20 protein-coding genes are annotated in these 24,429 nt (G+C 67.5%); 11 read left to right on the top strand and 9 right to left on the bottom strand.

The features are described 5' to 3' along the window. Positions 1 to 83: 83 nt before the first annotated feature. Complete coding sequence (locus DN412_RS45665; RefSeq protein WP_341868067.1) at positions 84 to 275, bottom strand: helix-turn-helix domain-containing protein; 192 nt, start codon at positions 273 to 275, stop codon at positions 84 to 86. Between the two features lie 159 nt (positions 276 to 434). Continuing rightward, entirely contained in the window at positions 435 to 668 is a 234-nt protein-coding gene (locus tag DN412_RS19350; RefSeq protein WP_234825046.1) for an IclR family transcriptional regulator, read from the bottom strand. 457 nt (positions 669 to 1,125) lie between these two features. Here DN412_RS19350 and DN412_RS19345 point away from each other — a divergent pair, with 457 nt between their 5' ends. Together DN412_RS19345 and DN412_RS19340 are read left to right on the top strand one after the other, a co-directional pair. Then, positions 1,126 to 1,875, top strand: a complete 750-nt coding sequence (locus tag DN412_RS19345; protein WP_115213078.1) for an IclR family transcriptional regulator — start codon at positions 1,126 to 1,128, stop codon at positions 1,873 to 1,875. Between the two features lie 213 nt (positions 1,876 to 2,088). Next, complete coding sequence (locus DN412_RS19340) at positions 2,089 to 3,348, top strand: GGDEF domain-containing protein (RefSeq protein WP_115213084.1); 1,260 nt, start codon at positions 2,089 to 2,091, stop codon at positions 3,346 to 3,348. 6 nt (positions 3,349 to 3,354) lie between these two features. Here the strand turns inward: DN412_RS19340 and DN412_RS19335 are convergent, their stop codons facing one another. Further along, positions 3,355 to 4,239 carry a citryl-CoA lyase gene (locus DN412_RS19335; RefSeq protein WP_115213077.1) on the bottom strand — a complete coding sequence of 295 codons (885 nt, stop codon included), beginning with the start codon at positions 4,237 to 4,239 and terminating at the stop codon, positions 3,355 to 3,357. Then, positions 4,236 to 5,435 carry a CaiB/BaiF CoA transferase family protein gene (locus tag DN412_RS19330; RefSeq protein ID WP_115213076.1) on the bottom strand — a complete coding sequence of 400 codons (1,200 nt, stop codon included), beginning with the start codon at positions 5,433 to 5,435 and terminating at the stop codon, positions 4,236 to 4,238. The genes DN412_RS19335 and DN412_RS19330 overlap by 4 nt, the downstream gene beginning before the upstream one ends. Positions 5,436 to 5,664: 229 nt before the next feature. Here DN412_RS19330 and DN412_RS19325 point away from each other — a divergent pair, with 229 nt between their 5' ends. After that, complete coding sequence (locus DN412_RS19325; protein ID WP_115213075.1) at positions 5,665 to 6,918, top strand: Hsp70 family protein; 1,254 nt, start codon at positions 5,665 to 5,667, stop codon at positions 6,916 to 6,918. A 76-nt stretch (positions 6,919 to 6,994) separates the two neighbouring features. On the opposite strand, the gene DN412_RS19320 is transcribed toward DN412_RS19325, so the two are convergent. The 4 genes from DN412_RS19320 to DN412_RS19305 all read right to left on the bottom strand — a co-directional run bounded on the left by DN412_RS19320 (position 6,995) and on the right by DN412_RS19305 (position 11,075). After that, positions 6,995 to 7,687, bottom strand: a complete 693-nt coding sequence (locus DN412_RS19320) for a phosphorylase (RefSeq protein ID WP_115213074.1) — start codon at positions 7,685 to 7,687, stop codon at positions 6,995 to 6,997. Next, complete coding sequence (gene shc, locus DN412_RS19315; protein ID WP_115213073.1) at positions 7,684 to 9,717, bottom strand: squalene--hopene cyclase; 2,034 nt, start codon at positions 9,715 to 9,717, stop codon at positions 7,684 to 7,686. Before shc ends, DN412_RS19320 begins: the two co-directional genes overlap by 4 nt. Positions 9,718 to 9,777: 60 nt before the next feature. After that, positions 9,778 to 10,644 carry a presqualene diphosphate synthase HpnD gene (gene hpnD, locus DN412_RS19310; RefSeq protein ID WP_115213072.1) on the bottom strand — a complete coding sequence of 289 codons (867 nt, stop codon included), beginning with the start codon at positions 10,642 to 10,644 and terminating at the stop codon, positions 9,778 to 9,780. A gap of 227 nt (positions 10,645 to 10,871) precedes the next feature. Further along, positions 10,872 to 11,075, bottom strand: a complete 204-nt coding sequence (locus tag DN412_RS19305; RefSeq protein ID WP_010810931.1) for a cold-shock protein — start codon at positions 11,073 to 11,075, stop codon at positions 10,872 to 10,874. Between the two features lie 1,056 nt (positions 11,076 to 12,131). Between DN412_RS19305 and DN412_RS19300 the strand changes: the two genes are divergently transcribed. The 6 genes from DN412_RS19300 to DN412_RS19275 all read left to right on the top strand — a co-directional run bounded on the left by DN412_RS19300 (position 12,132) and on the right by DN412_RS19275 (position 20,614). Beyond that, the gene (locus tag DN412_RS19300) at positions 12,132 to 13,466 is read left to right on the top strand and encodes a glycosyltransferase family 2 protein (protein ID WP_208647621.1); all 1,335 of its coding nucleotides are present in this window, start codon (positions 12,132 to 12,134) and stop codon (positions 13,464 to 13,466) included. A 185-nt stretch (positions 13,467 to 13,651) separates the two neighbouring features. After that, positions 13,652 to 14,419: a hypothetical protein gene (locus tag DN412_RS19295; RefSeq protein ID WP_133303061.1), complete on the top strand. Its 768-nt coding sequence runs from the start codon at positions 13,652 to 13,654 to the stop codon at positions 14,417 to 14,419. A 181-nt stretch (positions 14,420 to 14,600) separates the two neighbouring features. Continuing rightward, positions 14,601 to 15,329, top strand: coding sequence for a response regulator transcription factor (locus tag DN412_RS19290; RefSeq protein WP_115213069.1), 729 nt, complete (start codon positions 14,601 to 14,603; stop codon positions 15,327 to 15,329). Next, entirely contained in the window at positions 15,322 to 17,013 is a 1,692-nt protein-coding gene (locus DN412_RS19285) for a FecR family protein (protein ID WP_115213068.1), read from the top strand. The genes DN412_RS19290 and DN412_RS19285 overlap by 8 nt, the downstream gene beginning before the upstream one ends. Continuing rightward, the gene (locus DN412_RS19280) at positions 16,991 to 19,402 is read left to right on the top strand and encodes a CHASE2 domain-containing protein (RefSeq protein ID WP_115213067.1); all 2,412 of its coding nucleotides are present in this window, start codon (positions 16,991 to 16,993) and stop codon (positions 19,400 to 19,402) included. Before DN412_RS19285 ends, DN412_RS19280 begins: the two co-directional genes overlap by 23 nt. Positions 19,403 to 19,849: 447 nt before the next feature. Continuing rightward, complete coding sequence (locus tag DN412_RS19275) at positions 19,850 to 20,614, top strand: TetR/AcrR family transcriptional regulator (RefSeq protein ID WP_115213066.1); 765 nt, start codon at positions 19,850 to 19,852, stop codon at positions 20,612 to 20,614. A gap of 128 nt (positions 20,615 to 20,742) precedes the next feature. On the opposite strand, the gene DN412_RS19270 is transcribed toward DN412_RS19275, so the two are convergent. Beyond that, positions 20,743 to 21,831 carry a ferritin-like domain-containing protein gene (locus DN412_RS19270; RefSeq protein ID WP_115213065.1) on the bottom strand — a complete coding sequence of 363 codons (1,089 nt, stop codon included), beginning with the start codon at positions 21,829 to 21,831 and terminating at the stop codon, positions 20,743 to 20,745. A gap of 177 nt (positions 21,832 to 22,008) precedes the next feature. Here DN412_RS19270 and DN412_RS19265 point away from each other — a divergent pair, with 177 nt between their 5' ends. Continuing rightward, on the top strand, positions 22,009 to 23,025 hold the full coding sequence (locus DN412_RS19265) for a ferredoxin--NADP reductase (RefSeq protein ID WP_115213064.1): 1,017 nt from the start codon (positions 22,009 to 22,011) through the stop codon (positions 23,023 to 23,025). Positions 23,026 to 23,224: 199 nt separating this feature from the next. After that, complete coding sequence (locus DN412_RS19260) at positions 23,225 to 24,322, top strand: Zn-dependent alcohol dehydrogenase (RefSeq protein ID WP_115213063.1); 1,098 nt, start codon at positions 23,225 to 23,227, stop codon at positions 24,320 to 24,322. Positions 24,323 to 24,429: the final 107 nt, after the last annotated feature.

Raw genomic sequence — 24,429 nt, 5'->3', positions numbered from 1 at the left:
TACGCAGTGTCTCGGTCAACGGGAACGAAGCGGCTCATCGGGATAGTCTGTCGGTTGTGCTGCCACGATTATCTGGCTGGGCATCATCGATTGGAAGGCCGGAAAGCCCGACAGACTCCTAGGGCAGCCTCGAGGCGGCGGATCTGGTAATAGAGACGTTGCGGCTGGATGCCCAGCGCCTGCGTGGCGCTGCCGGTGTCACGATGCTGCATCAGTGCAGCGAAGACACGCAACGAGAGAAAGGAGACGCGCCGGTTGCTGAGTCGGTAAGCCATGCCCGTGCCGTGGCCGGGGCCTGCATCGCGCTGGTGCGATGGCGCTGGTCCCCGGCGGATCGAAGTGAATCGATCGTAGCTGGGCGCTGCATGCCTGGTGGTGGGCCGGATTCCGAAATGGTGCGGAGAATTTTCCTGCGATGCAGGACCGCTGCCCGGTCAGTGCATCGGCAACTGGCCGATCGCGGTCAGCGCCTGCACGACTTCCGGCGACAGGCGGCGTTCACGGCACGGCACGCCCGCGGTCTCGAGCGTGGTCCACAGGTCCGCGTCGCCGGTGACGATGCGTTGCCGCAAGTGGGCCAGGTATGCGTATTCCGCGGAAGTCAGCGGGCGCGGAGCGCTGCGCAGGTCATCCAGGATGGCACCAAGCGAGAGTGCGGGAACGGTCATACCAAGGTCGGGAATAGCAGGGTGATGAGACATTGCGGCAGAAATACGGGGATAGCGCAGGGTTGAGCAACGCATGATTCTATCCATCCGGTGCAGTGGCTGCTTAAGCAAAAACCGGTAACTTTCCCTCTATTTCCGCTTGCAAACCGGCGAGTGGCGAGTAGGCGCGGACAATGTGGCGCATGCGATAGCCCAGGCGGCGGCGAAGGCGCTAAAGCGGGTATCGGGGCGGCGTCAGGCAGCGGCCACGGTGTTGCAGAAAAACGCCAGCGTGCGATCCGCGCGCAGCGGTTGCGGCGTCCCCGTCTGCCAGGTCGCCAGGTCGCCAGGCGTGCGCCAGGGCATTGCCACCCGTAGCGGTTGCCGATTGACAAGCCAGGGTGCGTTCTATACGTTGGCGCATCGTTCCATTCTCCGGTCCAGTCCGCCGGTCCTGCCGGGACCGCCACCGTCCGCCATGCCACGCAAAGCCGCACAGGTTTCAGAAGCCGACAAGCACGCCGCCACCGGCGGCGCGATCGCCGTGGACCGGGCGTTGTTCGTGCTATCGGTGTTCCGCCCGGGCGATGCCGCGCTTGGCCTGGCCGAGCTGGCGCAGCGCAGCGGCCTGTACAAGAGCACGCTGCTGCGCCTGCTGGCCTCGCTCGAACACGCCGGGCTGGTGCGGCGCCAGGTGGATGGCCGCTATGGCCTGGGTCCGGAGGTGGCGCGCCTGAATGCCGTCTATGCGGCGTCGTTCTCGCTCGAGGCTGTAGTGATGCCGGTGCTGCGTGAGCTGGTGCGCACCACGCGCGAGAGCGCGGCCTTCCATGTCGAGCAGGGCGAACACCGGCTGTGCCTGTACCGTGTCGATTCGCCGCAGCCGGTGCGCGACCACGTGCGCCCGGGGGAGTTGCTGCCGCGCGACCGCGGCGCCGGCGCGCGCGTCCTGCGCGCTTTCGCCGGCGAGCCCGGCGAGCTCTATGACCGGATCCGGCAAGAGGGCGTGGCGGCGCTGGTGGGCGACCGCAGCCCGGACTTGGCCGGCGTGTCCGCGCCGGTGTTCGGCCCGGGTGGCGTGCTGTCCGGCGCGCTGACGCTGACCTGCCCGGCAGCGCGCTACCGAGAAAATTTTCGCGTGGATGTGCTTCATGCGGCGCACGCCCTGACGCAGGCGCTGGGCGGCAGCTTTCCGGACCATATTTCGGACGAAGCTGCTCCGGACTGAAGCCGGAAGCCCTTCCAGGTGAAGTCCACCCGACCCGGCTTGTCGGGGGTGTCACGGCGGCGCAAGCGCGGGCTATCATGCTGCTGGCATTGAAAACAGCGCACGTCACATGTTGTGAAATCAAGCGCAAAAATGCCTGTGTCGCGCCCTGTGGCCCAATGCCCGCTGATCGATATTGACGGCACGGCAGACGGCATCCTTGAGGAAATCCCCTTGCACCTGGATCAGCAAACCATTGCGGTGGTGATGATGGTGTTTTTCTCCAGCACGCTGATTATCGCGGCGGGGCTGGTGTTCGCGCTGCGCGCGAGCGAGGCGGGGCGGCTGTGGGCCTTTGGTCACGTGCTGGTGTCGGCCGCGGGCCTGGCGCTGGGCATCTGCGTGGCCAGCGGGGCGGGCCAGCTTGGCATGTTCGGGGCCCTTGCCTTCGTGGCCGGCTGGCTGGTGATTTACCACGGCGTGCGCGTCTATTACGGCGTGCCGGGGCATTCGGCGGCGCTGGTTGGCGCGGGGCTGATCGTGCTGGTCCTGATGGCGACCACCAGTGGCACGCCCGACGGAGCGCAACTGGTGCTGCGCATCGTCTATGGCGTGCTGGCGCTGGTATCGCTGGCCACCTTTGCCACGCTGGCGCGCACCGGGCGCGGGCGCCGCAGCATCGGCGCGCCGCTGGTGCTGGTGGCCAGCCTGGTGCAGCTTGCCACGCAGCTGGCCGGCTTCAGCTACGCCATGCACCTGCCCGTGGCGGGCGCAACCGCAGGGGCCGCCGCAGCGCCGCTGACGCTGTTCTTTGCCGGCCCGGCGGGGTCGGCCTGGGTGCTGGCGCCGCTGATTGCCACGCTGCTGGGTTTGTTTGGCTTTACCGTGATGGCGATGGAACAGATCATCGCGCACAACGAGAGCGGTGCGCGCATGGACGCCCTGACCGGGCTGCTCAACCGCGGCGCGCTGGAGATGTCGGCGCTGTCGCTGGTGGCGCGCTGGCAGCGCGACGGGCAGCCGCTGGCGTGCCTGGTGATCGACATCGACTACTTCAAGCAGGTCAACGACTCCTTCGGCCACCACGCCGGCGACGCCGTGCTGCGCGAAGTGGCGCAAGCGCTGGACAACTCGCGCCGCGCCTCGGACGTGGCCGGGCGCTACGGCGGCGAAGAGTTCTGCGTGCTGTGCCCGCATACCGACGAGCACCAGGCCTCGGCGCTGGCCAACCGGGTCCTGCGCAAGGTGCGCGCGATCGAACTGCCGGCCGGGCATGGCCACGCCAGCGTCAGCATCGGCGTGGCGCAGTTGCGCGGCGGCATGGGCAGCAAGGAAGCGCTGTGGCGCACCCTGTTTGCCGACGCGGACCGCGCGCTTTACCACGCCAAGGCACATGGCCGCGATCGCTACGTGCTCGCGTCGTCGATGGCGGCGCCGGCTGCCAGTGCATCGCCGGCGCCGCTGCTTGAACCGGAACCGGACTTGGCCGGCTGACCGCGCCTAGCCCTGCCGGCCCGGCTCGGGCACATCGCGCTGCGGCGCGCCGTCATAGGTCCACAGGAACTGGCGCGGCATCGGGCCCTTGTTGCGCCCGCCCTCGCAGGTCTGCTCCCAGGCATGCGCCAGGATGCCGACCGAGCGCGACAGGCAGAACAGCCCCCGCGCCAGCGGCGCGGCAAAGCCCAGCTCAGCGTAGATCACCGCGGTGGCGCCATCGATATTCATGGGGATGGGTTTGCCGCGGCCGGCGCCCAGTGCCGCTTCCACCGCGCGCGCGATGCCCGCGTAGCGCCCGCTCACCACGCCGCCGGCCGCGGCCTGGTCGACCAGCGCCAGCAGCCGCGGCGCGCGCGGATCGACCGGGTGGAAGCGGTGGCCGAAGCCGGCAATGAACTTGCCGTGCAGATCGCGGTAGTGCTGCAGCGCGGCCGCGACAGCGGCGTCCATCGCGCTGCCGGCATCCAGCCGCTGCGCCACGTCCTGGTACAGCGCCACCGCCTGCTCGCCCGCGCCGCCATGCACGTCGCCCAGCACGTTGACGGCCGATGCCATGGCGTTGTTCAGTCCCACGCCGCAGGTCGCCGCCATGCGCGCGATGGCAATGCTGGGCGCTTGCGGGCCGTGATCTACCGCGGCCATCAGCGCCGCGTCCAGCAGCTCGCCCTGGCCGGGGCCGGGCAGCTCGCCGCGCAGCATCAGCCAGATCATCTGCGCAAACGAGACCCGGCCGATCAGTTGCTCGATCGGGTAGCCGCGGTAGCGGATCTCGCCCGGGCGCATGTCGATGATGCCGGTGCGCCACCAGTCCTGCGCCAGGCGCTGGCCTGGGTCCATGGCGTCATCGTGGAGGTGGCCGGGGTGGCCGCGGGTTTCGCTGTCGCTCATACTGCGCGCTCCTTGCTCAGTTGGTCGATGTCCGCATCGCTGTAGCCCAGGCTGCCCAGCACCTGGCGCGTATGCTGGCCCAGCTCCGGCGGCGGCGTGTCAACGGCCGGCGCCTCGCGGTTGAGCTTGAAGCCGGTGCGCACCACGCGGATATCGCGCCCCACGCCGGGCGCATCGGCGAATTCGCCGATCATGCCGCGCTCGCTCACCTGCGGGTGGGCCAGCGTCTGCGGCACGTCCAGCACCGGGCCGGCCGGCACGCCGGCGTCGGTCAGCAGCGGCCACCATTCGGCGGCCGGCTTCTTTGCCAGCTCCGCTTCCAGCGCCTGCGTCAGCGCGGCCCGGTTGGCCAGCCGCGCCTGGCGCTGCGCAAAGCGCGGGTCGGCAACCAGCTCCGGGCGGCCCACTACGCGGCATACGGCTTCGAACTGTTCCTGCTTGTTGGCGGCGATATTGAGCAGGCCGTCTCCGGTGCGGAAGGTGCCGGACGGGCTGGCGGTCATGTTCTCGTTGCCCATCGGCCCCGGTGCCTTGCCCGCGATCAGGTGGTTGGACACCGCCCAGCCCATGGTGGCGAGCGTCGCTTCCAGCATCGACACGTCGATGAAATAGCCCTCGGTGCGTTGGGTGTCGGCCAGCGCCGCCGATACCGCCAGCGCCGCGGTAAGCCCGCCGATGGTGTCCGACACCGGGTAGCCGACCCGCAACGGGGCGCTTTGCGCATCGCCGGTGATGCTCATCACGCCGGCCATGCCCTGGATGATCTGGTCATAGGCGGGCAGCCCGGCCAGCGGCCCGTCCTGGCCGAAACCCGAGATCGCGCAGTAGATCAGGCGCGGGTTGTCCTGCTTCAGCGTCTCATAACCCAGCCCGAGCCGCTCCATCACGCCGGGGCGGAAGTTCTCGACCACCACGTCGGCGCTTTGCACCAGCTTGCGGAATACCTCCTTGCCGCGCGCGTGCTTCAGGTTGAGGGTGACTGACTGCTTGCCGGGGTTCTGGGCCAGGAAGGACACGCCCATCAGGCGCTGGTTCAGCCCGGCATCGGCGCCCAGTTGCCGGGCCAGGTCGCCGGTGCCGGGGGTTTCCACCTTGATGACTTCGGCGCCCAGGTGGGCAAGCTGGTGGCAGCAGAACGGCCCGGCCAGCACATTGGTGAGGTCGAGCACGCGGATATCGCGCAGGGGTTTTTGCATGGGGCTACGTCCGGCCGTGCGCTCTTTGATGTTCCGTAGAACAGAACGACGGTCTTTAATAAAGAACAGACGCAGCATAGGAGGGGCATGCTGGCGTGTCAAGGCAGGCGCATCCCGGGTCCAGACTCGGTCAGGCCGCCACGGACCGCGTGACTGCCCTACAATGACGCCCCCGCCCGCGCCGGCCTTGCGCCGCGCGGGCCACTTTGTCTTGCAGGGAACGTAATCGATGATGTCAAACGCATGCGGCCTGGACTTCGGCACGTCCAATTCAACGGTCGGCTGGAGCCGCCCGGAGCGGCCGGCACTGCTGCCGCTGGAGGACGGCAAGGTGACGCTGCCCTCGGTAATCTTCTTCCATGCGGAGGACCCGCTGGTCAGCTATGGCCGCGCCGCGCTGGGCGACTACCTGGCGGGCTATGAAGGCCGGCTGATGCGTTCGCTCAAGAGCCTGCTGGGCACCTCGATGATGGACGACAGCACCGAGGTGATGGGCCAGGCCATGCCGTTCCGCAAGCTGCTGGCGCATTTCATCCGCGAACTGAAGACACGCGCCGAGCAGGCCGCCGGCACCGAGTTCTCGCGCGCCGTGCTGGGCCGCCCGGTATTTTTCATCGACGAGAACCCGGTGGCCGATCAGCTCGCCGAAGACACACTGGCTGAGATCGCGCGCGACGCGGGCTTCGGCGAGATCGCGTTCCAGTACGAGCCGATCGCCGCCGCGTTTGACTACGAGGCCGGGATCACGCGCGAGGAACTGGTGCTGGTGGCCGATATCGGCGGCGGCACCTCCGACTTCTCGCTGGTGCGGCTCTCGCCCGAGCGCGCGGCGCGCAGCGACCGGCGCGACGACATCCTGGCCAATGGCGGCGTGCATATCGGCGGCACCGACTTCGACCGCGCGCTCAGCCTGGCCCGCGCGATGCCGCTGCTGGGACTGGGCAGCGAGCTGCGCAACGGCAAGGCAATGCCGTCCAGCCAGTATTTCGACCTGGCCAGCTGGCACACCATCAACCTGGTCTATACGCGCAAGGCGTGGTCGCTGGTGATGGACAACTACCGCGACGCCGCCGACACCGTGAAGCTCGACCGCCTGGTGCGGCTGATCCGCGAACGCGCCGGCCACTGGCTGGCGATCCAGGTGGAAGCCGCCAAGATCGTCTTGTCCGACGCGGGCAGCACCGACGTGGACCTGCACAGGCTCGAGCAGGGCCTGACGCTGACCATCACGCGCGACGAGTTCGATGAATCCATCGACAAGCTGGTGGTAAAGACCGAGCAGACCGTGCACAAGCTGCTGGCCGATGCCGGCGTGGATGGCGCGGCGGTCGATACCATCTTCTTCACCGGCGGCTCCAGCAGCGTGCCGCTGCTGCGGCAGCGGCTGGCGGCGCTGCTGCCCGAGGCGCGTTGCGTGGAAGGGGACCGGTTCGGCAGCATCGGCAGCGGGCTGGCGCTGGATGCGGTGAGGAAGTTTGGGTGAAGGGCGCAGGCCTGTAGCACGCAGCGTGTTTGCTCCCCTCTCCCGCCTGCGGGAGAGGGAGCTTTCATCGGCCAGTTCAGACGTCAGCTTGCTGCGCCCGCATGTCGCGCAAGCCGAACGCATCCCCCAGCGCCAGCCTCGCCGCCCGCAGCGCCCCGCGCGCAGCAGCGGCATCGCCGGCCAGCCGCATCAGCGCCGGCAATTCCCACGGCGCGCGCAGCAGCCCGCCCAGCACCGCGATCACATCAGTCTTGCCGCCTTCCCCCATGCCCGCCGCCGCGGCAGCCGGCACGGCGCGACTGGCCGGATCGATCACCACGCGGCAAGCCCCGAACGGCAGCCGGCAAGCCGCTGCCATGCGCGCGGCGAGATGCGATTCCATGTCGACGCACAGTGCCCCCGTGGCCCGGTGCAGCACCTGCTTGGCGGCAACCGACAGCACCGGCTGGTCTGCCCCGGCCGCGGTGCCGACCCTGGCGTGCGGCAGCGCCGCGTGCATGGCCCGGGTCCATGTCATGTCGGTGTCGTAGCGCTCGCCAGGCGCGCAGATCGCATCCGCCAGCACCAGGTCGCCCGGCGCCAGCGTGGGGTCCAGCCCGCCCGCCACGCCAAAGCTGAGGATGCCCATGCAGTGCCGGCTGGCCATCTCGGACACGCCTTGCTCCAGCGCCAGGCCGCGCAGGCCGTGCACCACGCGGCAATGCGGTCCGGCCGCGATGCGCGCCTCGAAATCCATGCCGGTGACAACCAGCACAAACGGTGCCGTCATAGCCCCCACGACACCTGGCCGGCGCTGGCGCGCTGCAGGTTGCGGTAGCGTGCCAGTGCCCACAGCGGAAAGTAGCGCGCGTAGCCGTGGTAGCGCAGGTAGAACACGCGCGGGAAGCCCACGGCGGTAAAGCGCGGCTCATGCCACAGGCCGCCGGTCTGCTGCGTGCGCAGCAGGTAGTCGATGCCGCGCGCCACCGCCGGATGCTGCGCGGCGCCGCCCGCCATCAGCGCCAGCAGCGCCCACGCGGTCTGCGAGGCCACGCTCGGCGCCGGCTCATAGCCGCGGTAGTCGAGCCGGTAGCTGCTGCCGTCCTCGCCCCAGCCGCCGTCGGCGTTCTGGATCTGCACGAGCCAGTCCACGGCACGGCGCATCTCGGGGGCTTCCGGGGGCAGGCTCGCGGCGTTCAGCGCGCACAGCGCGCTCCAGGTGCCGTAGATATAGTTGGTGCCCCAGCGGCCGAACCAGCTGCCGTCGGGCATCTGCTCGGCCAGCAGGTAGCGCAGCGCGCGCGCGGCGGGCTCGCTCTTGTCGGGCGTGGCGCCGGTCTGGCACAGCATCGACAGGCAGCGCGCCGACACGTCCGCGGTGGGCGGGTCCAGCAGCGCGCCGTGGTCGGCGAAGGGGATGTTGTTCAGGTACAGGTGCGTGTTCTCGGGCTCGAACGCGCCCCAGCCGCCGTTGCCGCTCTGCATGCCGACGATCCACTCGGAGGCGCGTGCCACCGCTTCGTCGTAGCGCCCCGGCGCGTCGTGCGCGCGCATGAAGCGGTCCATCGCGGCGGCGACCACGGCGGTGTCGTCCACGTCGGGATAGTAGGCATTGGCGTACTGGAAGGCCCAGCCGCCGGGCCGCACCAGCGGGCGGCGCACGACCCAGTCGCCGCGCACGTCCAGCACCTGCAGCGGCTTGAGCCAGTCCAGGCCGCGTCCGGCCGCCTGCGCCGCGCGGGCTTCGCCGGTTTCAAGCAAGGCGTGCGCGGCCAGCGAGGTATCCCACACCGGCGACAGGCAGGGCTGGCAATAGGCTTCGTCGCCGTGCTCGACCAGCAGCCGCTCGACCGAGCGCCGCGCCACGGCGCGCGCCGGATCGCCGGGCGGCACGCCCAGCACGTCGAACATCATCACGCTGTTGGCCATCGCCGGGAAGATCGCGCCCAGCCCGTCCTCGCCGTTGAGCCGTTCGCGCACGAAGGCCTGCGCCGCGGCAATCGCGCGCCGGCGCAGCATGCGCGGGAAGAGCGGCTCGGCCACGCGCATCAGTGCGTCCAGACCGCGGAACACCGTGTACCAGCCGGCGTGCTGGTGCGCCGCGCGCGGCGGCAGCCCCACCGTATGGCAGTTGCCGACGAACAGCTCGTTGATGCCGACCCCGCGCGGGTTGCGCGCCTGCGGGCGCAGGCTGTTGAGCACCAGCAGCGGTACGATCACCGTGCGCGCCCAGTACGAGACCTTGGACAGATGGAACGGAAACCACTGCGGCAGCAGCATGATCTCCACCGGCATCATCGGCACCGCCGACCACGGCAGCACCCCATACAGCGCCAGCAGCGTGCGCGTGAACACATTGCTGGCCTCGGCGCCGCCCATGGCATGGATGGCCTGGCGCGCGCGCTGCATATGCGCGGCTTGCGGATCGTCGCCCGCCATCTTCAGCGCGAAATACGCTTTCACGCTGGCGCTGATGTCGGAGCGGCCTTCATGGAACAGCGGCCAGCCGCCGTCGGGGTTCTGGATGCGGCGCAGGTAGCGGGCAATGCGCGCTTCGAGGTCCAGGTCCGGGTCCTCGCCGAGGTAGTGCACCATCAGCACGTATTCGGCGGGGATGGTGGCATCGGCTTCCAGCTCGTAGACCCAGTGGCCGTCGGGGCGCTGCTGGTGCAGCAGGGCATCGATCGCACGGCCGATGCCGTGGTCCAGCGCCGGCTTCGGCTGGTGCGACGCGGGCAGATCCTGGGCACTGGCCGGCTGTGCCGGCGCCGGGTCGATTCGCGGCGTGGCGTTGGCAAAGACGGTCTCGTTCATCGACATGCAGACTCCTTGAGCCGGCGCACGGCGTGGCCATGCCCGGCATGCATCGGGTTGCCGCGCTCAGCCAATGGCGTGGCGCAGCACGATCCAGAGCAATTGCGCGCGCGGCAGGCGCACGCGCTGGCGCGGTGCGCGCCAGCCCTGCGCGCGCAGGCGCGCCAGGATGCGGTGGTAGACCTCCGCCATGATGCGCGGCGAGCGCACCTGGCGCGCCGGGCAGCGCGCCATGATGGCGTAGGCCTGGTCATAGTGGGCCTGGGCTTCCTGCGCCACGGCCGCGCACGCCTGCCCGAGCGCCGGGTGGGCGGTCACGGCCTGGGGCGTGCCCGGGCCGATGCCGGCCGCGGCCAGCGCCTCGGCCGGCAGGTACAGCCGGCCGATGGCCGCGTCTTCATCGACATCGCGCAGGATATTGGTCAGTTGCAGCGCGCGGCCCAGGTGGTGCGCGAGCGCAATTCCGCACGACTCCTCCAGCCCGAACACGCGCACCGCCAGCCGGCCCACCGCGCTGGCGACGCGATCGCAATACAGGTCGAGGGTGGCCGCGTCGGGGGCGCGGATGTCCTGCACCACGTCCATGGTCATGCCGTCGATCACGGCAAGGAAGTCCGGCTGCTGCAGGTTGAAGGCCCGGATCTGCGCGCTCAGCGGCTGCAAGGCCGCCGGCGGGTTGCCGGCGTAGCAGGCGCCGATGTCGCGGCGCCAGGCGTCAAGCGCGGCCAGGCGTTCGGCATGCGGCGCGTTGCCGTCGGCGATGTCGTCGACGGCGCGGCAGAACGCGTAGATCTCGAACATGGCCTGGCGCTGTGCCGCGGGCAGGATGCGCAGCGCGGCATGGAAGGAACTGCCGGCCGAAGCCGCGGGGCCCGCCTGGCTGCCGGCCACGGCAGTGGGGGATTCTGGCGTTGCGATCTGAGTACCGGCCACGAAACTCCTCGACACGCTGCTAGCCATCCCGCGCAGACCGCGCCGCATCTGCGCGCGCCCTCGCGGGAGGGTGGTTGTGGGTCGGCCGATTATAGCAATTTCACCAGCAACGAGACCGCAGTGCCCGCGGCCCCAGCACCGGAGCACCAATGAAAAAGCCCCGCAACGACGCTGCGGGGCTTTCCTTGCCGGGCTGGTCCGTCGGACCAGCCCGGCCCTCACCGGTATCAGAGGGCCTGAATCTTGGTGGCTTGCTCGCCCTTCTGGCCCATGGCCTTGACGTAGCGGACCTTCTGGCCTTCCTTCAGCGACTTGAAGCCATTGCCTTCGATCGCGGAGAAGTGAGCGAACAGGTCATTGCCGCCTTCGTCCGGCGTGATGAAGCCGAAGCCCTTGGCGTCGTTGAACCACTTAACGGTACCGGTTTCCATATCTATCTCAACCTTGAATTTCAAAATGAGCGAAAACGCTCGTTATACACCGTGTGCAACGCACCCAGCGGATCCTTTTTATGTTCCCCGCCAGCGCATTCCATATGACTTCGATATGTCGCTGTCGTGACAACCGAAAACGTCACGGAACGACAACACCAAATGACACACCGAATGGGCGCTGCACAAGTGGGAATCATTCTGCCGAATTTTCCCGGTGTGTCAATCAGGCTAACCGCCTAATCATGATGAGAGGTTCCGACAGGAGATATTAGCGTTTTCTACTTCGCATTCGATTCAGTGAAATCCCTGAGTTCTTCCCAGGTTCCGGTTTCGACTGAATATCAGGCTGTGCACCATGAATGAGCGGCGCGTGCTGACGCGTAGTGCAAAATGGCTACTTTTTGGGGCACTGTTTCGTTTTGTTTCAACTTGCATTACCACATTCGGGGGAAGGTTTTGCCCCGTACGGGGGAGGGGTGGTGTAGTGCGACCTCAGGGAAATACCTGATCCGGCATTGATCGGAATCGCGTTTCAGAATGGTCTTCTGCCGGGCATGAATTGTCCGTCCCGCCGCGATGATCCGGCCTCGGTCTTGTATCCAGGCCAGGAGCCTGTCCAGGTCGCAGCCGCCTGATTGTATTGGGATAGGTACGATTGTTGACGATCTGTTTTGTCGGACTGACGTAGTGTCTCGACCGACAACCCAGCCCGAGATGTCCTTGAACTGATACAATCGCCCGCGCCGAAGGCGCGCAATGAGCAGGGTGGCGGTTCCCCGCGTCTTCCTCAGGAGGGCAGCGGCCCGGCGCCTGGTCACCGGGGGTTGGGCAAGTCCCGTTCGCCCCCACGGCACACAGCAAACGCCGCAAGTGCATCAGCGGGATTGGTCGTCCCGCTTTTTGTCATCAGGTCAGTAGTACGGCCGCGCGTTGGCTGAGCGGCTCCCACATTCCTTGTTGCAGGGACCGGCGGCCGCATCGTTTGCGCCGCTCTTGGGCGGCATCGGGTTGCAACGGGTGATGCATTCACACAAGAACAAAGAAGTGAAAAAAATGACAACGGTAGAGGGCAAAGGTACGTCCGGCATGTATGTGCCCGTGCGCGTCAAGTTTGCAATTGCCCTGTCCGTGGCGATCGGGTGGACGGCGTTCTCCGTGTGGATTGCTCAGCAGTGGCTGACCGAGCTTGCGCAAAGCGTCGGGGTGGTGCCCGCCGTGCTGCTCGTCGGCGGGATCGCCATCATCCCGGGGTTCATGAATGCCTTCCTGATTGCCAGCCTGGCAATGGACCGGCGGCCGCCGCGCCAGCCGCTTGATGTCTATCCGCCGCTGACAATCCTGATTGCCGCATACAACGAAGAGGCCTCGATTCTCGACACCCTGGCCAGTATTGAGCGCCAGAACTACGCGGCACCGTTGCAGGTGATCGTGATCAACGATGGCTCGCGCGATGCGACCGCTGCGCTGGTGCGCGGGGCAGAGGCCAGGTATCCGTGGCTGCGGTTGCTCGACCTGCCCGTGAATGGCGGCAAGGCCAGGGCGCTGAACGAGGGGTTGAAGCTCGCAGGGGACGAACTTGTCATCACCGTGGACGCCGATTCCTACCTGCAGCAGAACGCGCTGAGCAGCATCGTCGAGCGCTATCGCCAGGACCCGCCCAGTACGCGCGCCGTGGCCGGCAAGATCCTGGTGCGCAATTCACGTCAGAACTGGCTGACGCGCTGCCAGGAGTGGGACTATTTCCAGGGTATTGCTGCCATCAAGCGCATGCAGTCGCTCTACCAGGGAACGCTGGTGGCCCAGGGCGCGTTCTCCATCTACGACCGCAGGACCCTGATCGAGGTGGGCGGCTGGGACGATTGCGTCGGAGAGGACATCGTGCTGACCTGGGCCTTGCTGAAAGCGGGCCATCGGGTAGGGCACTGCGAGGATGCCTGCATCTTCACCAACGTTCCGGACAATGTCCGCCAGTTCGTGCGCCAGCGGCAACGCTGGGCGCGCGGCATGATGGAAGCCTTCCGGCAGCATCCGGGCATCCTGGTGGTGCCGCGCATGTCGACCTTTTTTGTCTACTGGAACCTGCTGTACCCGTGGCTGGACCTGGCGTTTACGTTGGGGTTCCTGCCCGGCATCGTGCTGGCGCTGTTCGGTTGTTACTGGATCGCCGGGCCAATGACCCTGGCCCTGCTGCCGCTTGCCATCCTGATGAGTTACCTGATGTTCACGATCGAAAGACGGATGTTCGATCGGTTGGGCCTCAAGGTCAGGCGCAATCGCCTTGGCCTGTGCATCTACGTAATCTTTTATAGCCTGCTGCTGCAACCCGCGAGCGTGCTCGGCTATGTCGACGAACTCTTCAAGACACGCAAGACCTGGGGTACCAAGTGAGACGATTCAGATTTGTGTTTCTATGTGCGGTGCTTGGGTTCCTGGGTGCAAAGTCAGCGGTAGCGGAGGAAGCGGCGGCAGCGGAGGAGAAGGTGCTGGACCAGGGGATTGGTCCCGAATTCCTGGCCACCAGCGACAGCGAGGGTTTCCGCGCGCGGCGCTTGTCCGTTGAGTACTTTCCCAGCATGGAGCATGCCGACCACTTGCTCGGACTGCGTGCAAGCGACTATCGCTACAGTCAGGACGGCTGGGCGCGCCATGGCCAGAAGCTGAGTGTGCTGGGGCGGCAACTGGACCCGGCCACCCTGAATGGTTGGGCGCTGGACGTCGGCGTTTTTGCCCAGGGCGGGCACACGCTGCTGACGGCTGACGGCGGCTACCGGTTGGCGCTGGCCAAGCGCACCTCGGTGGAAGTCTTCATCAATCGTGATTGGGTCGAAACCCGCACGGCGCTGGACCGCGGCGTTTCCTACACCTTTGGCGGCGTGGCAGTGGACCAGGGCATCGGGCCGCATGTCACGCTGGTGGGCGTGGCCGGCCAGCAGTACTTTTCCGATGGTAATCGCCGCGATCACGGCCGGCTCAGGCTCATCTACCAGCCGTCGCTGGATCTGGGCCTGACATTGCAGGCACGCTTTCGCGCTTACCGCAGCACGCACGACGATGTCGGGCACGCGTACTTCAACCCGGAGCACTACTCGGAATCCATGCTCGCGATTGGCTGGCGCCAGCGCTACAAGGGCTGGGTGGGATCGCTCGTGGCGGGCCTGGGCCGCGAAAAGATCGTTGACGCGCCGCTGCAGCCGACCAAGCTGTTTGAGTTGGGCCTGCAGAGCCCGGTCCGTGGCGCCCAATCGTTGCGTCTGCGTGCCGGTTACAATCGCAGCGCATCGTTTAACGGGCCAAACTATCACTACCGCTACGTGCTCGGCGAGTGGATTGTCCGCTTCTGAGCCATGCCTCGACGGCTGGCGTCGCGGTTAGGTAACATTGCAGCATCCGGCTTGCTTCGGCCCCGCTTGCCGCGCGATTGTCCAGGGCCGCGCCCGCCAGGGTGGGTATCAAGCAGACGTCAATATTGCCCGACGTGAATCGCAGTGGCAGTCGCAGTAGGCAGTGTAGGCAGGGGGGTGGATGAGAATTGCCTCGGTGGAGGATGACCCGGATCAGGCCGAACTGATCCGGCAGATATTGAGCGAAGCCGGCTTCGAGTGCGAGTCCTTCGCCAACGGCGCGGACTTGCTGCGCGCGCTGCGCGAGCGCGCCTACGACCTGCTGCTGGTCGACTGGCAGCTGCCGGGCACCAGCGGCTATGAACTGGTCAGCTGGGTGCGGCAGAAGTCGGGCAACATGCCGCCGATCCTGTTCGTCACCAGCCGCACCGCCGAATCCGACATCGTCGACGGCCTGACGGTGGGCGCCGACGACTACATGCTCAAGCCTATCCGCGCCGGCGAGCTGATCGCCCGCGTGCGCTCGCTGCTGCGCCGTGCCTACCCCGAGGCGGCGCAGGAAGTGGAGCTGATCCGGCGCGGCAACTACACCGTCGATACCCACGCGCGCACCATCACCGTTGGCGGCGAGGCGGCGCTGCTGTCGCCGCGCGAATACGAGCTGGCCCTGTTCCTGTTCCGCAATACCGGGCGCCTGCTGGCGCGCGAGGTGGTGGAGCAGGCCGTCTGGGGCCGCGCCATGGGGGCGGGCTCGCGCACGCTCGACACGCATATCTCGCGGCTGCGCCTGAAGCTGGCGCTGCGTCCCGAGAACGGCGTGCGGCTGACTTCCGTGTACTCGCACGGCTACCGTTTTGAAGAGATTTCCGCTGCCGAAGCGCAGGCGGACGAGGCCGGGGCGGATGCGTAAGCGGATCGGATGTGTCGCGCTGGCCCTGCTGGCCAGCGTGGCGGTTCCGGCGCAGGCCGGTCCCGCGGGCGCGGAGGGCGCCGATTTTATCTACGTGGTGGAGCCGGGCGATACGCTGATCGGGCTGGCCTCGCGCTACATGGCGTCCGGGCAGGGGTGGCGCACGCTGCAGCGCCTGAACGGCGTGGCCGATCCGTACCGGCTGGTGCCCGGCTCGCGCCTGCGCATTCCGCTGAGCCAGATTCCCGAGCTGGCCGCCTCGGCCCGCGTGGTTTATGTGGCCGGCGAGGTCCGCGCCAACGGCCGGCCGGTGCAGGCTGGCATGACGCTGGATGAAGCGGCGCGTATCGAGACCCCCGCGGGCGGCTCGGTCACGCTGGAGCTGCCGGACCGCAGCCGTGTCACGCTGCCGCCCGCCACCACGGTGGCGGTGAGCCGGCTGCGCACCTTCGCGCGCAACGGCCTGACCGATACCGTGATCCGCATCGACAAGGGCGCCGCCGATACGCGCGTGGCACCCGAGGGCGGCGGCGTCGGCCGGTTCGAGCTGCATACGCCGATGATGGTGACCGGTGTGCGCGGCACCCGCTACCGGGTCTCGGCCGACACCGCCGGCAGCCACAGCGAGGTGCTGGAAGGGCGCGTCGGCGTCAGCGCGGCGCGGGGCGCCCGTGCCACCCCGGCAGCGGACCGCGCCATGACCGCGGCGGCGTCGGTCGGTGCCGGCTATGGCATCGGCGTGTCGTCCGGCGGCAAGCTGTCGCAGCCGGTGGCGTTGCTGCCGGCGCCGGCGCTGCTGCCCCCGGCCGATACCGTGCTGGGCCCGGCTTTCGAAGCCGCCTGGCAGCCGGTGCCGGGTGCGACCGGGTATCGCGTGCTGGTGGCGCGCGATGCGGCGCTGAGCGAACTGGCCTGGACCGGCACCGTCAGTGGCCCCAATGTCACGACCGTTCGCGTAGACGGCCTGCCGGAAGGCACGCTGTACCTGAGCGTCAGCGCCATCGACAAGCACCAGCTGACCGGATACGGCGCCCAGGCACCGGTGTCGGTGCGGCTGAACCCGCCGGCGCCGTTCACGCAGCAGCCTGCCGCCGATGCGGTGCGCTATGCCGACGCGGTGGCCTTCGAATGGGCCACCGTGCCGAGTGCGGCGCGCTACGAGCTGGCGATCGGCGCCGATCCGGCCTTTACCCGAGAGGCCGCCGTCCATCCGGCCACCGGGCCCGGCGCCACGCAGGCGCTGGCCCCGGGCCGCTGGTGGTGGCGCGTGCGCAGCGTAGATGCGGCGGGCCGGCCGGGACCGTGGTCGGATGCGGTCCCGTTCAGCGTCGAACCCAAGCCGCCCGTGCCCACGCTGCAGGACGATGGCGGCGCGCTGCATATCGGCTGGCCCGAGGGCGGCGGCGCCGGCACGGGCTACCGGGTGCAGATGTCGGCCGATGCCGGCTTTGCCACGCTGCTGGCCGACGAGCACACCACCACCAACGCCATCGACCTGCCGCGCCCCGCGCCCGGCGTCTATTTCATCCGCGTGGCACGTGCGGCGCCAGGGGTGGCACCTGACCCGGCGGCGTTCTCCGCGCCGCAGCGCATTGAAGTCATTGTCTTCCTGCGCGACTCGCAGGGCGGCGCAATCGGGTCGGGCCACCGGCCGGACGGCGGTGGCCGCATCCGGCTCAACTGACGCGCCCGGCCCGGGCGCTCCCGGGCGCGCATTCGGGCGGCGCACGCTGGTCGAATGGTGCCTGCTGGCCGCCGCCGTGCTGGCCCTGGTGATGCTGGCCGCGCGCCAGGGCTGGACCGAGCGCGCCGACCTGGCTGCCTACGATATTGCCATTAGCGCCCAGCACCATCCGGCGCGCGACGACATCGTCATCGTCGGCATCGACGACGCCAGCATCAGCGCCATCGGCCGCTGGCCGTGGCGCCGCGCGGTGCTGGCGCAGCTGGTCGAGCGCATTGCCGCCGGCCGGCCGCGCGTGATCGGCGTGGACGTGATCCTGTCCGAGCGCGACACCCGCTATCCGCAGGACGACGCCGTGCTGGCGCGCAGCATGGCCCAGGCCAGCAACGTGGTGCTGCCGGTAGTGGCCGAGTCCGGCCCCGCCGGCATGCTGGTGCGCTACCCGCTGGCCGGGCTGGGCGCGGCGGTGGGCCATATCAACATGGTGGTCGATACCGATGGCGTGGCGCGCCAGGTCTACCTGCGCGAAGGGCCGCATCCGGTGGCCGCCGCGGGCGTGCCGCACCTGGCCGCGGTGATGGCGGGCTTCGGGCGCGGCGGCGGCTTGCCCGCCAGCGTGCGCCAGGAGCCCGCATTGGTGACCGAAGCCAACGGTTGGGAGCGCAGTGGCCGCCTGCGCATTCCGTACGCCGGCCCGCCCGGCACCTTTGCCCGCGTGTCGGTGCGCGACGTGCTGGAGGGCCGCATCGATCCCGCCATCTTTGCCGGCAAGGCGGTGCTGATCGGCGCGCTGGCCACCGGCATGGGCGACGTGCTGCCGACCCCGGTCTCGCGCGATGGCCGCGGCATGGGCGGCGTGGAGATCCTGGCCAATACCGTGCAGGCGGTGACCGATGGCGACGCCATCGTCGCGGTGCCGCGTGCCTGGCAGGTCGGCGGCACGCTGCTGGCCGTGCTGCTGGCTGCCCTGGCCGCGCTGCGGCTGCCGCCGCGCGGCGCGCTGGTCGTCACCGCGCTGCTGCTGGCCAGCCTGCTGCTGGGATCGCTGGCGCTGCTGGCCCTGGCGCGGCTGTGGTTTGCCCCTGCCGCCGCGGTGTTCGGCTGCGTGCTGTTCTACCCGCTGTGGAGCTGGCTGCGCCAGGAAGCGGCCTTGCGCTTCCTGACCGACGAGCTGGCGCGGCTGGAGCGCGAGCCTGGCGTGATGCCCGCTGCGCGCCATACCGGCGCCACGCTCGACAGCCGCATGCGCGCGGTCTACGCCATGAGCGCCCAGCTGCGCGGCATGCGCCGATTCCTCTCAGACGGGCTGGAAAGCCTGCCCGATGCCACCGCGATCTGCGACCTCGACGGCGGCGTGCTGCTGGCCAACCGGCGCTGCGTGGCGCTGGCGCCCGCCGTCCTCGACAGCGAGCCGCCGCGCGCACTGGGCGAGCCCGGGCCGTCGCGCCCCGGCATCCGCGCCCTGATCGAAGCGCTCTTTCCCGCGCCGGCACCGGCGCTGGCCTACTGGCAGGCGCTGCACGACCGCCACGCCGGCGCCCCCATCGCCCCGGACCCGGCGCCGGAAGGCGGCATCGAAGTGGCCGGGCGCGGCGACCGCCGCTACCTGCTGCACGGCGCGCCCCTGCATGCCGAGGCCGGTGCCGTGGCCGGCCTGATCGTCAGCGTGATCGACATCACCGCCATCCGCATCGCCGAGCGCCAGCGCGAGCAGATGCTGCGCTTCCTGTCGCACGACATGCGCTCGCCGCAGGCGTCGATCCTGGCGCTGATCGAACTGCACGAGCGCCGTGTGCAACGCGACGGGCCATCAGACGATGCCGCCACCGACAGCGGCGTGCTGAACCGCATCGCCACCCATGCACGCCGCACCTTGACGCTGGCCGACGACTTCATCAGCATCGCGCGCGCGGAGTCGAAGTCGCTGGCGTTCATGGAGGTGGAGCTTGGCGGGCTGGTGCTCGATGCCACCGACCAGCTCTGGGCCCTGGCCAAGGCCCGCGACGTGACCCTGCAGATCGACCTGCCGGACGATCCCGCGGTGCTGCAGGGCGAACCGGCACTGCTGGCGCGCGCCATTGCCAACCTGGTCAGCAATGCCATCAAGTTCAGCCCGCAAGGGGAGACGGTGACGGTCTCGCTCACGCGTGAGCCGGACGGCTTTGTCGTTGCCGTGCAGGACCACGGGCCGGGGATTGCCGAGGCGGACCAGGCGCGGCTGTTCGAACCGTTCGCGCGCTTGCATCAGGGGCAACAGGGCGCGCCCGAAGGCACCGGGCTCGGGCTGGTGCTGGTGCGGGCGGTGGCCGAGCGGCATGGCGGCAAGGCCAGCGTGCGGAGTGCGGCTGGGGCGGGTGCGACGTTCCGCATCGAATTGCCTGTGGCCTGAGCGGCACAGCAACTGCCGTCAGTCTTGTTACGGCCGCCGACACAATTGTTGGCAGTCGTCAAAGGGGGATTTGCGTAGCATCGGATTGCCGCTGGAACCGCATCCGGTGGTCTTCGCGCCCACGCCAGGCTCCCCCAATGGCCGTAACTGGCGTGGGCGGCTTTTTTGAAGTGGGATGGGCGTAGCCGAGCGCATTCCTTTGAATGTCGCGCTCCATCGTGACCCGCCGCAGCTCGTGCTGCAGGGGTTGGACTACCCGGGCTCATTTCCATCGTGCCGCCACGGGCGGCTGCTGGCACGCCTTGGCCTGTATTTGGGAGGTAAAATGTTGCATTCTGCCGCACAATAGCTCCCGGGCTCCCGGACTATTTTCCCTCGCTGAAGTGACAGGCAAGACGTCAGCCATTTCCTCAAATGTAAACGGCCTATAGGCACAGCAGAATCGCCATGCCCACATCGCCCAAGTCCACTTCGCGACGAACTGCCGTTACGCGCGCCAGGTCAGCCTCGCAGCGCGGGGCGAGGCTGCCGGTGGCGAGCAAAGAAGCCGAGGGCCTGGTCCGCCGCCCCCTCCAGTCACGTAGCGAGCAGAGCTTAGCGAATATGGTGGCCGCCTGCCGTGCGCTGGCCGAGCAGCGTGGAAATCTGGACGACTTCTCCCTTGGCGAGGTGGTGGCGGCGGCAAAGACATCGATCGGCGCCTTCTACGCGCGTTTCAAGGACAAAGAGGCGATGCTCGCCTATGTTCTTGACGTCGTGCTCGGTGAAGCAGAACAGGTGGCGCTACGTTCGATCGCAGAGAATACGGTCTGGCAAACCGGGCCGGCCGAGGCGATCGTCGAGCGGATTGTGCACTTTTATCTCAGCCAGTATCGCGAGAACCGGGGCTTGTTCGGCGCCTTCCTGCGGCACTACACCGCGCGTGGTCTCGAACTGAATCTCATGCGCACGGCCAATCGCCGCATCATCGGGCTGATCGAGCCTTGGCTGGCTAGCCAGCTCCGCGACCGTTCGCGGCCGGTTGCCATCTTCGAAGTCCGTACTGCCATCCAGTTCGTCGTCGGAACGCTTTCCAATATATTGCTCCACGACCCTGGGCCGCTGCATCTTGACGATGAGGCAATCGAGCAACATCTGAACCGCATGGCGACGCGCTACCTCGGGCTGCCGGAAGTCCGTCTCGCTCGCGGCGGGCGTCGCCTTACGCGATAGCCGCTCGCCGCGAGGATCTCGTGGGCGCACAGGAACGTGAACGTGAATTAAAACAGAATAAGCGTTCTGTTTGATGTCCGGCGTGACCCGGGCGAACATCCGCATGCCCGGGTGCGGATCGTGTCGTACTATTGGCTGATGCCGGTGCTACGCGCCCCGTCGATGGTGGTCATCACATGGCGGCGCGCGTCGAACTCCTCAGCGACCTTCTGGTCGTTGGCGAACTGAGCCTCGACGTCAACATTGGCGAACTCGATCGCGCCCATGGCGGCAAAGGCGTCCTGTACGCGCTGGCTCCACAGCCCGATATCCTTCACCGTAGGTACGATGCGGCTGAACAGCCGCTGGCGGAACATGCGCATGTTCTCCGACTCCAATACCGCCTTGGCGCACTCATTCTCGGGGAGTCCCAGGCGACCCCATACCTCCTTCTGGTCGAAGCGGTCACGCATCTGGTAGCAAGCTTCTATGACGAAGTCTTCGCGCTCGCGTTGCTCTGCCTGCGTCAGTTGCGGATAGTAGCCGCGCAACGCAGTGCGGCCGAAGGCGACGTGGCGCGCCTCATCCTGCATCACATAAGCATTGATCGATGCCGCAAGGGGGTTCTTCGAGTAATCGCGGATTCGCTGGAAAGCTGCCAGCGCAAGCCCCTCGACCAGAACCTGCATGCCGAGATAGCAGAAGTCCCACCGCGAATCGGCCAGGATGGATTCCAGCAGAGATTTCAGGCCGGGCGTGATCGGATACATGACACCAACCTTCTCGTGCAGCAGGCGAGAATACGCTTCCACGTGGCGCGCCTCATCCATGGTCTGGGTGGCCGCATAGAACTTGGCGTCGATTTCCGGAACCATTTGCACGATGCGCGCTGCGACCATGAGCGCGCCTTGCTCGCCGTGCAGGAACTGCGACAGCGAATGCGCTTGCTGATGAATGCGCAACTCGATGCGGTCCTTCTCGCCCAGCTTGTCCCACAGCTTGGTGCCGTAGATCGGGATCATGCGGTCGTCCAGTTCCTGGGGATTTTCCGGATCGAGTTCTTGCGACCAGTCGATGCGGTCTGTCGCATTCCATTGCTGCTTCTTGCTGGTCTCGTAGAGCTGTAGCAGCTTCGATGACTCGTCGTCGTACTCCCAGTTGAACTCAGTGGCTACCTGGCTACTGACAGACCAGCCGGTCTGCATTACGGGCAGGGTGTAACGATGTAGCGATGACATGACGTCTCCTCTGATGTGTTCTTGGTTCTGACGGATCTGTCCCGGCGGGCCGCATTGCCGGAGTTCGGGGAGACCTGCCTTGTGTTCGTTTTTGTCTCCGGCTATAAATAGAAGAATAATTCTGTTTCTGATGAATGCAAGTGCCCGGGATACGGGCCGGTGATTGAGGAGACCCCCATGCAGTTCCATCGCCTTACCGTTGCAGACGTGGTCGAGGAGACTGGAGAAGCGCGCTCCTACGCGCTTACCGTGCCGGAGGCGCTGCATGCATCGTTCGGTTATCGAGGGGGACAGCACCTGATATTCAGGGTAAACGTGGAGGGGGAAATCCTGACCCGCAGCTACTCGTTGTCCAGCTCGCCGGAGTCGGGGGGGCTGCCGGTGGTCACGGTCAAGCGGGTTCCGCAGGGCCGGGTCTCGCACTGGTTCCATGCACATGTCAGAGCCGGGACGGTGCTGGAGGCAAGCGTGCCCACCGGCCGCTTCGTGTGCGACGAAGGCGAATCGCCTCTGGTGTTTTGCGCGGCCGGCAGTGGTATCACGCCGATACTTTCGATGATCCGCTCTGTGCTGGCAGGCACGCGACGTTCGATCACGCTCTTCTATGCCAACCGGGACGCGGACAGCGTCATCTTCGGGGACGCCATCGCCCGGCTGGTCGAGGCGCATTTGGACCGGCTGGAGGTGGTGATGCACTACGACGACCAGAATGGCTACCCGGAGGCCGGCAGGCTCGCGAAGCTACTGGGGCGCGGGAGCACCTTCCAGCTTTACCTGTGCGGGCCGGCGCCGTTCATGGCGACTGTGCAGCAGGCCGCGGCTGCTGCCGGGGTCCCGGGTTCCCGCGTGCACCTGGAGCGCTTCGACGCGGCGCCTGTCGCGGAAGGGGAGACCGCGGCGCTTTGGTCGGACAAGGATTGCCATGCGCGCGTCACGACTGGAGGAACCCAGCACGTGGTGCGCGTGAGCAGTGGCCAGACCCTGCTGCAGGCCGCCCTTGCGGTCGGATTGGAAGTGCCATACGCCTGCAAAGAGGGCTACTGCGGTTCGTGCGCGGCGAAATGCGTGGACGGCGAGGTCGTCCACGCACGCAATGACGTGTTCAATGCCGACGACCTCGCGGGCGGCTGGATCCTGGCTTGCCAGGCGCACCCGCGCCACGACCGGCCAGTCGCCATCACCTTCGACGTATGAGCCTCGCGAACGCGATGGCCGCGTCGACAGGGATGCGCTTGTCGCGTCCGAACCGTGCCTGACCGGAATGCTTGATCGCTATTTGGCCGGGGCAGGGCACGCGACGGCGCAGTTGGCCGTCGCCTCCTGAATTCGGCCTGCATGCTGCGCCGCAACGGCGCGGGTCACCAATGTAGGAAGGAAAACCTGGAGACAGACGATGAAAGCTGCAGTGATGGAAAAGGTGGGCGCACCGCTCTCCATTCGTGATGTTGCCATCATGGAGCCGGGGCCGCGTGAGGTGCTGGTGCGAACGGCTGCCGTAGGATTGTGTCATAGCGATCTCCACATGATCCACGGCATATATCCGCTGCCGTTGCCTGCCGTACTGGGTCACGAGGTGTCAGGGGTCGTTGAGGCAGTCGGGTCTGAGGTTGCGGGGCTGAAGGCGGGCGACCACGTGGTCGGTTGCCTGTCGGTCTATTGCGGGCACTGCCCGGTTTGTGCGTCAGGCCATCAGGTCTTGTGCCAGAATCCCGAAGTCAAGCAACCGGCGGGCAAGGCTGATCGCCTTCGCCTGGCCGGCAATCCGCTTAGCCAGGTCTTCAACCTCTCGGGCTTTGCCGAGCAGATCCTGGTGCACGAAAATACGCTGGTGAGAATCCGCCAGGACATGCCGCTAGACCGCGCGGCCCTGCTGGGCTGTGCCGTCATCACCGGCACGGGCGCTGTCTTTCACAGCGCGAAAGTGCAGCCGGGCAGCAGCGTGGTGGTGGTGGGTTGCGGTGGTGTCGGTCTCTCTGCTATCAACGGCGCGGCCATTGCCGGGGCCGCTCGGATCATTGCGGTCGACATGTTGCCGGCCAAGCTGGAGTTGGCCCGCAAATTCGGCGCGACTGACGTGGTGAATGCCGGCGCAGGCGATGCCGTGGCGCAAGTGTTGTCGCTAACGGGGGGCGGCGTGGACTTTGCCTTCGAGTGCATTGGCCTCAAGCAGACCGTGGAGCAGTGCTATGCGATGCTGGGTCCGGCGGGTACCGCCACGGTGATCGGCCTGTTCCGCCCCGACGCGAAGATCGAACTGCCAGCGATCGACTTCTTGCGCGAGAAGCGTATCCAGGGCTCGCTTATGGGGTCGAACCGGCTGAGCGTTGACATCCCGCGTCTGGTCGAGCTGTACATGCAGGGCAAGCTCCTGCTCGACGACTTGATCTCACAGCGAATCTCGCTGGACGAGATCAACGAAGGCTTTATCGCCATGCAGTCTGGCAATGTGGCCCGCTGTGTGGTCACCTTCCCGCGCGTGGGCGGTCTGTAGTGAGTGCCTTGGCGCGCCAGCCTGTCGATGCATTGAGTCCTTGATTCCAGGTCCGCGTACCGCGCCTGACAAGTCGGGCCTGGTACGCAGTTTTCTGGCGGGGAAGG

It is taken from the genome of Cupriavidus lacunae (assembly GCF_003353055.1).
GTDB lineage: Bacteria > Pseudomonadota > Gammaproteobacteria > Burkholderiales > Burkholderiaceae > Cupriavidus > Cupriavidus lacunae.
The sequence above is the reverse complement of the archived record's forward strand: the minus strand, read 5'-3'. Positions and strand labels throughout refer to the sequence as shown.

Bases quoted from the DNA above. Each gene is read 5' to 3' on its own strand.
- DN412_RS19325 (WP_115213075.1), top strand. From the start codon at position 5,665: ATGATGTCAAACGCATGCGGCCTGGACTTCGGCACGTCCAATTCAACG.
- DN412_RS45665 (WP_341868067.1), bottom strand. From the start codon at position 275: ATGGCTTACCGACTCAGCAACCGGCGCGTCTCCTTTCTCTCGTTGCGT.
- DN412_RS19320 (WP_115213074.1), bottom strand. From the start codon at position 7,687: ATGACGGCACCGTTTGTGCTGGTTGTCACCGGCATGGATTTCGAGGCG.
- DN412_RS19275 (WP_115213066.1), top strand. From the start codon at position 19,850: ATGCCCACATCGCCCAAGTCCACTTCGCGACGAACTGCCGTTACGCGC.
- DN412_RS19290 (WP_115213069.1), top strand. From the start codon at position 14,601: ATGAGAATTGCCTCGGTGGAGGATGACCCGGATCAGGCCGAACTGATC.
- DN412_RS19270 (WP_115213065.1), bottom strand. From the start codon at position 21,831: ATGTCATCGCTACATCGTTACACCCTGCCCGTAATGCAGACCGGCTGG.
- DN412_RS19295 (WP_133303061.1), top strand. From the start codon at position 13,652: ATGGAGCATGCCGACCACTTGCTCGGACTGCGTGCAAGCGACTATCGC.
- DN412_RS19305 (WP_010810931.1), bottom strand. From the start codon at position 11,075: ATGGAAACCGGTACCGTTAAGTGGTTCAACGACGCCAAGGGCTTCGGC.
- DN412_RS19350 (WP_234825046.1), bottom strand. From the start codon at position 668: ATGACCGTTCCCGCACTCTCGCTTGGTGCCATCCTGGATGACCTGCGC.
- DN412_RS19335 (WP_115213077.1), bottom strand. From the start codon at position 4,239: ATGAGCGACAGCGAAACCCGCGGCCACCCCGGCCACCTCCACGATGAC.
- DN412_RS19330 (WP_115213076.1), bottom strand. From the start codon at position 5,435: ATGCAAAAACCCCTGCGCGATATCCGCGTGCTCGACCTCACCAATGTG.
- DN412_RS19300 (WP_208647621.1), top strand. From the start codon at position 12,132: ATGACAACGGTAGAGGGCAAAGGTACGTCCGGCATGTATGTGCCCGTG.
- DN412_RS19285 (WP_115213068.1), top strand. From the start codon at position 15,322: ATGCGTAAGCGGATCGGATGTGTCGCGCTGGCCCTGCTGGCCAGCGTG.
- shc (WP_115213073.1), bottom strand. From the start codon at position 9,717: ATGTCGATGAACGAGACCGTCTTTGCCAACGCCACGCCGCGAATCGAC.
- DN412_RS19345 (WP_115213078.1), top strand. From the start codon at position 1,126: ATGCCACGCAAAGCCGCACAGGTTTCAGAAGCCGACAAGCACGCCGCC.
- DN412_RS19260 (WP_115213063.1), top strand. From the start codon at position 23,225: ATGAAAGCTGCAGTGATGGAAAAGGTGGGCGCACCGCTCTCCATTCGT.
- DN412_RS19265 (WP_115213064.1), top strand. From the start codon at position 22,009: ATGCAGTTCCATCGCCTTACCGTTGCAGACGTGGTCGAGGAGACTGGA.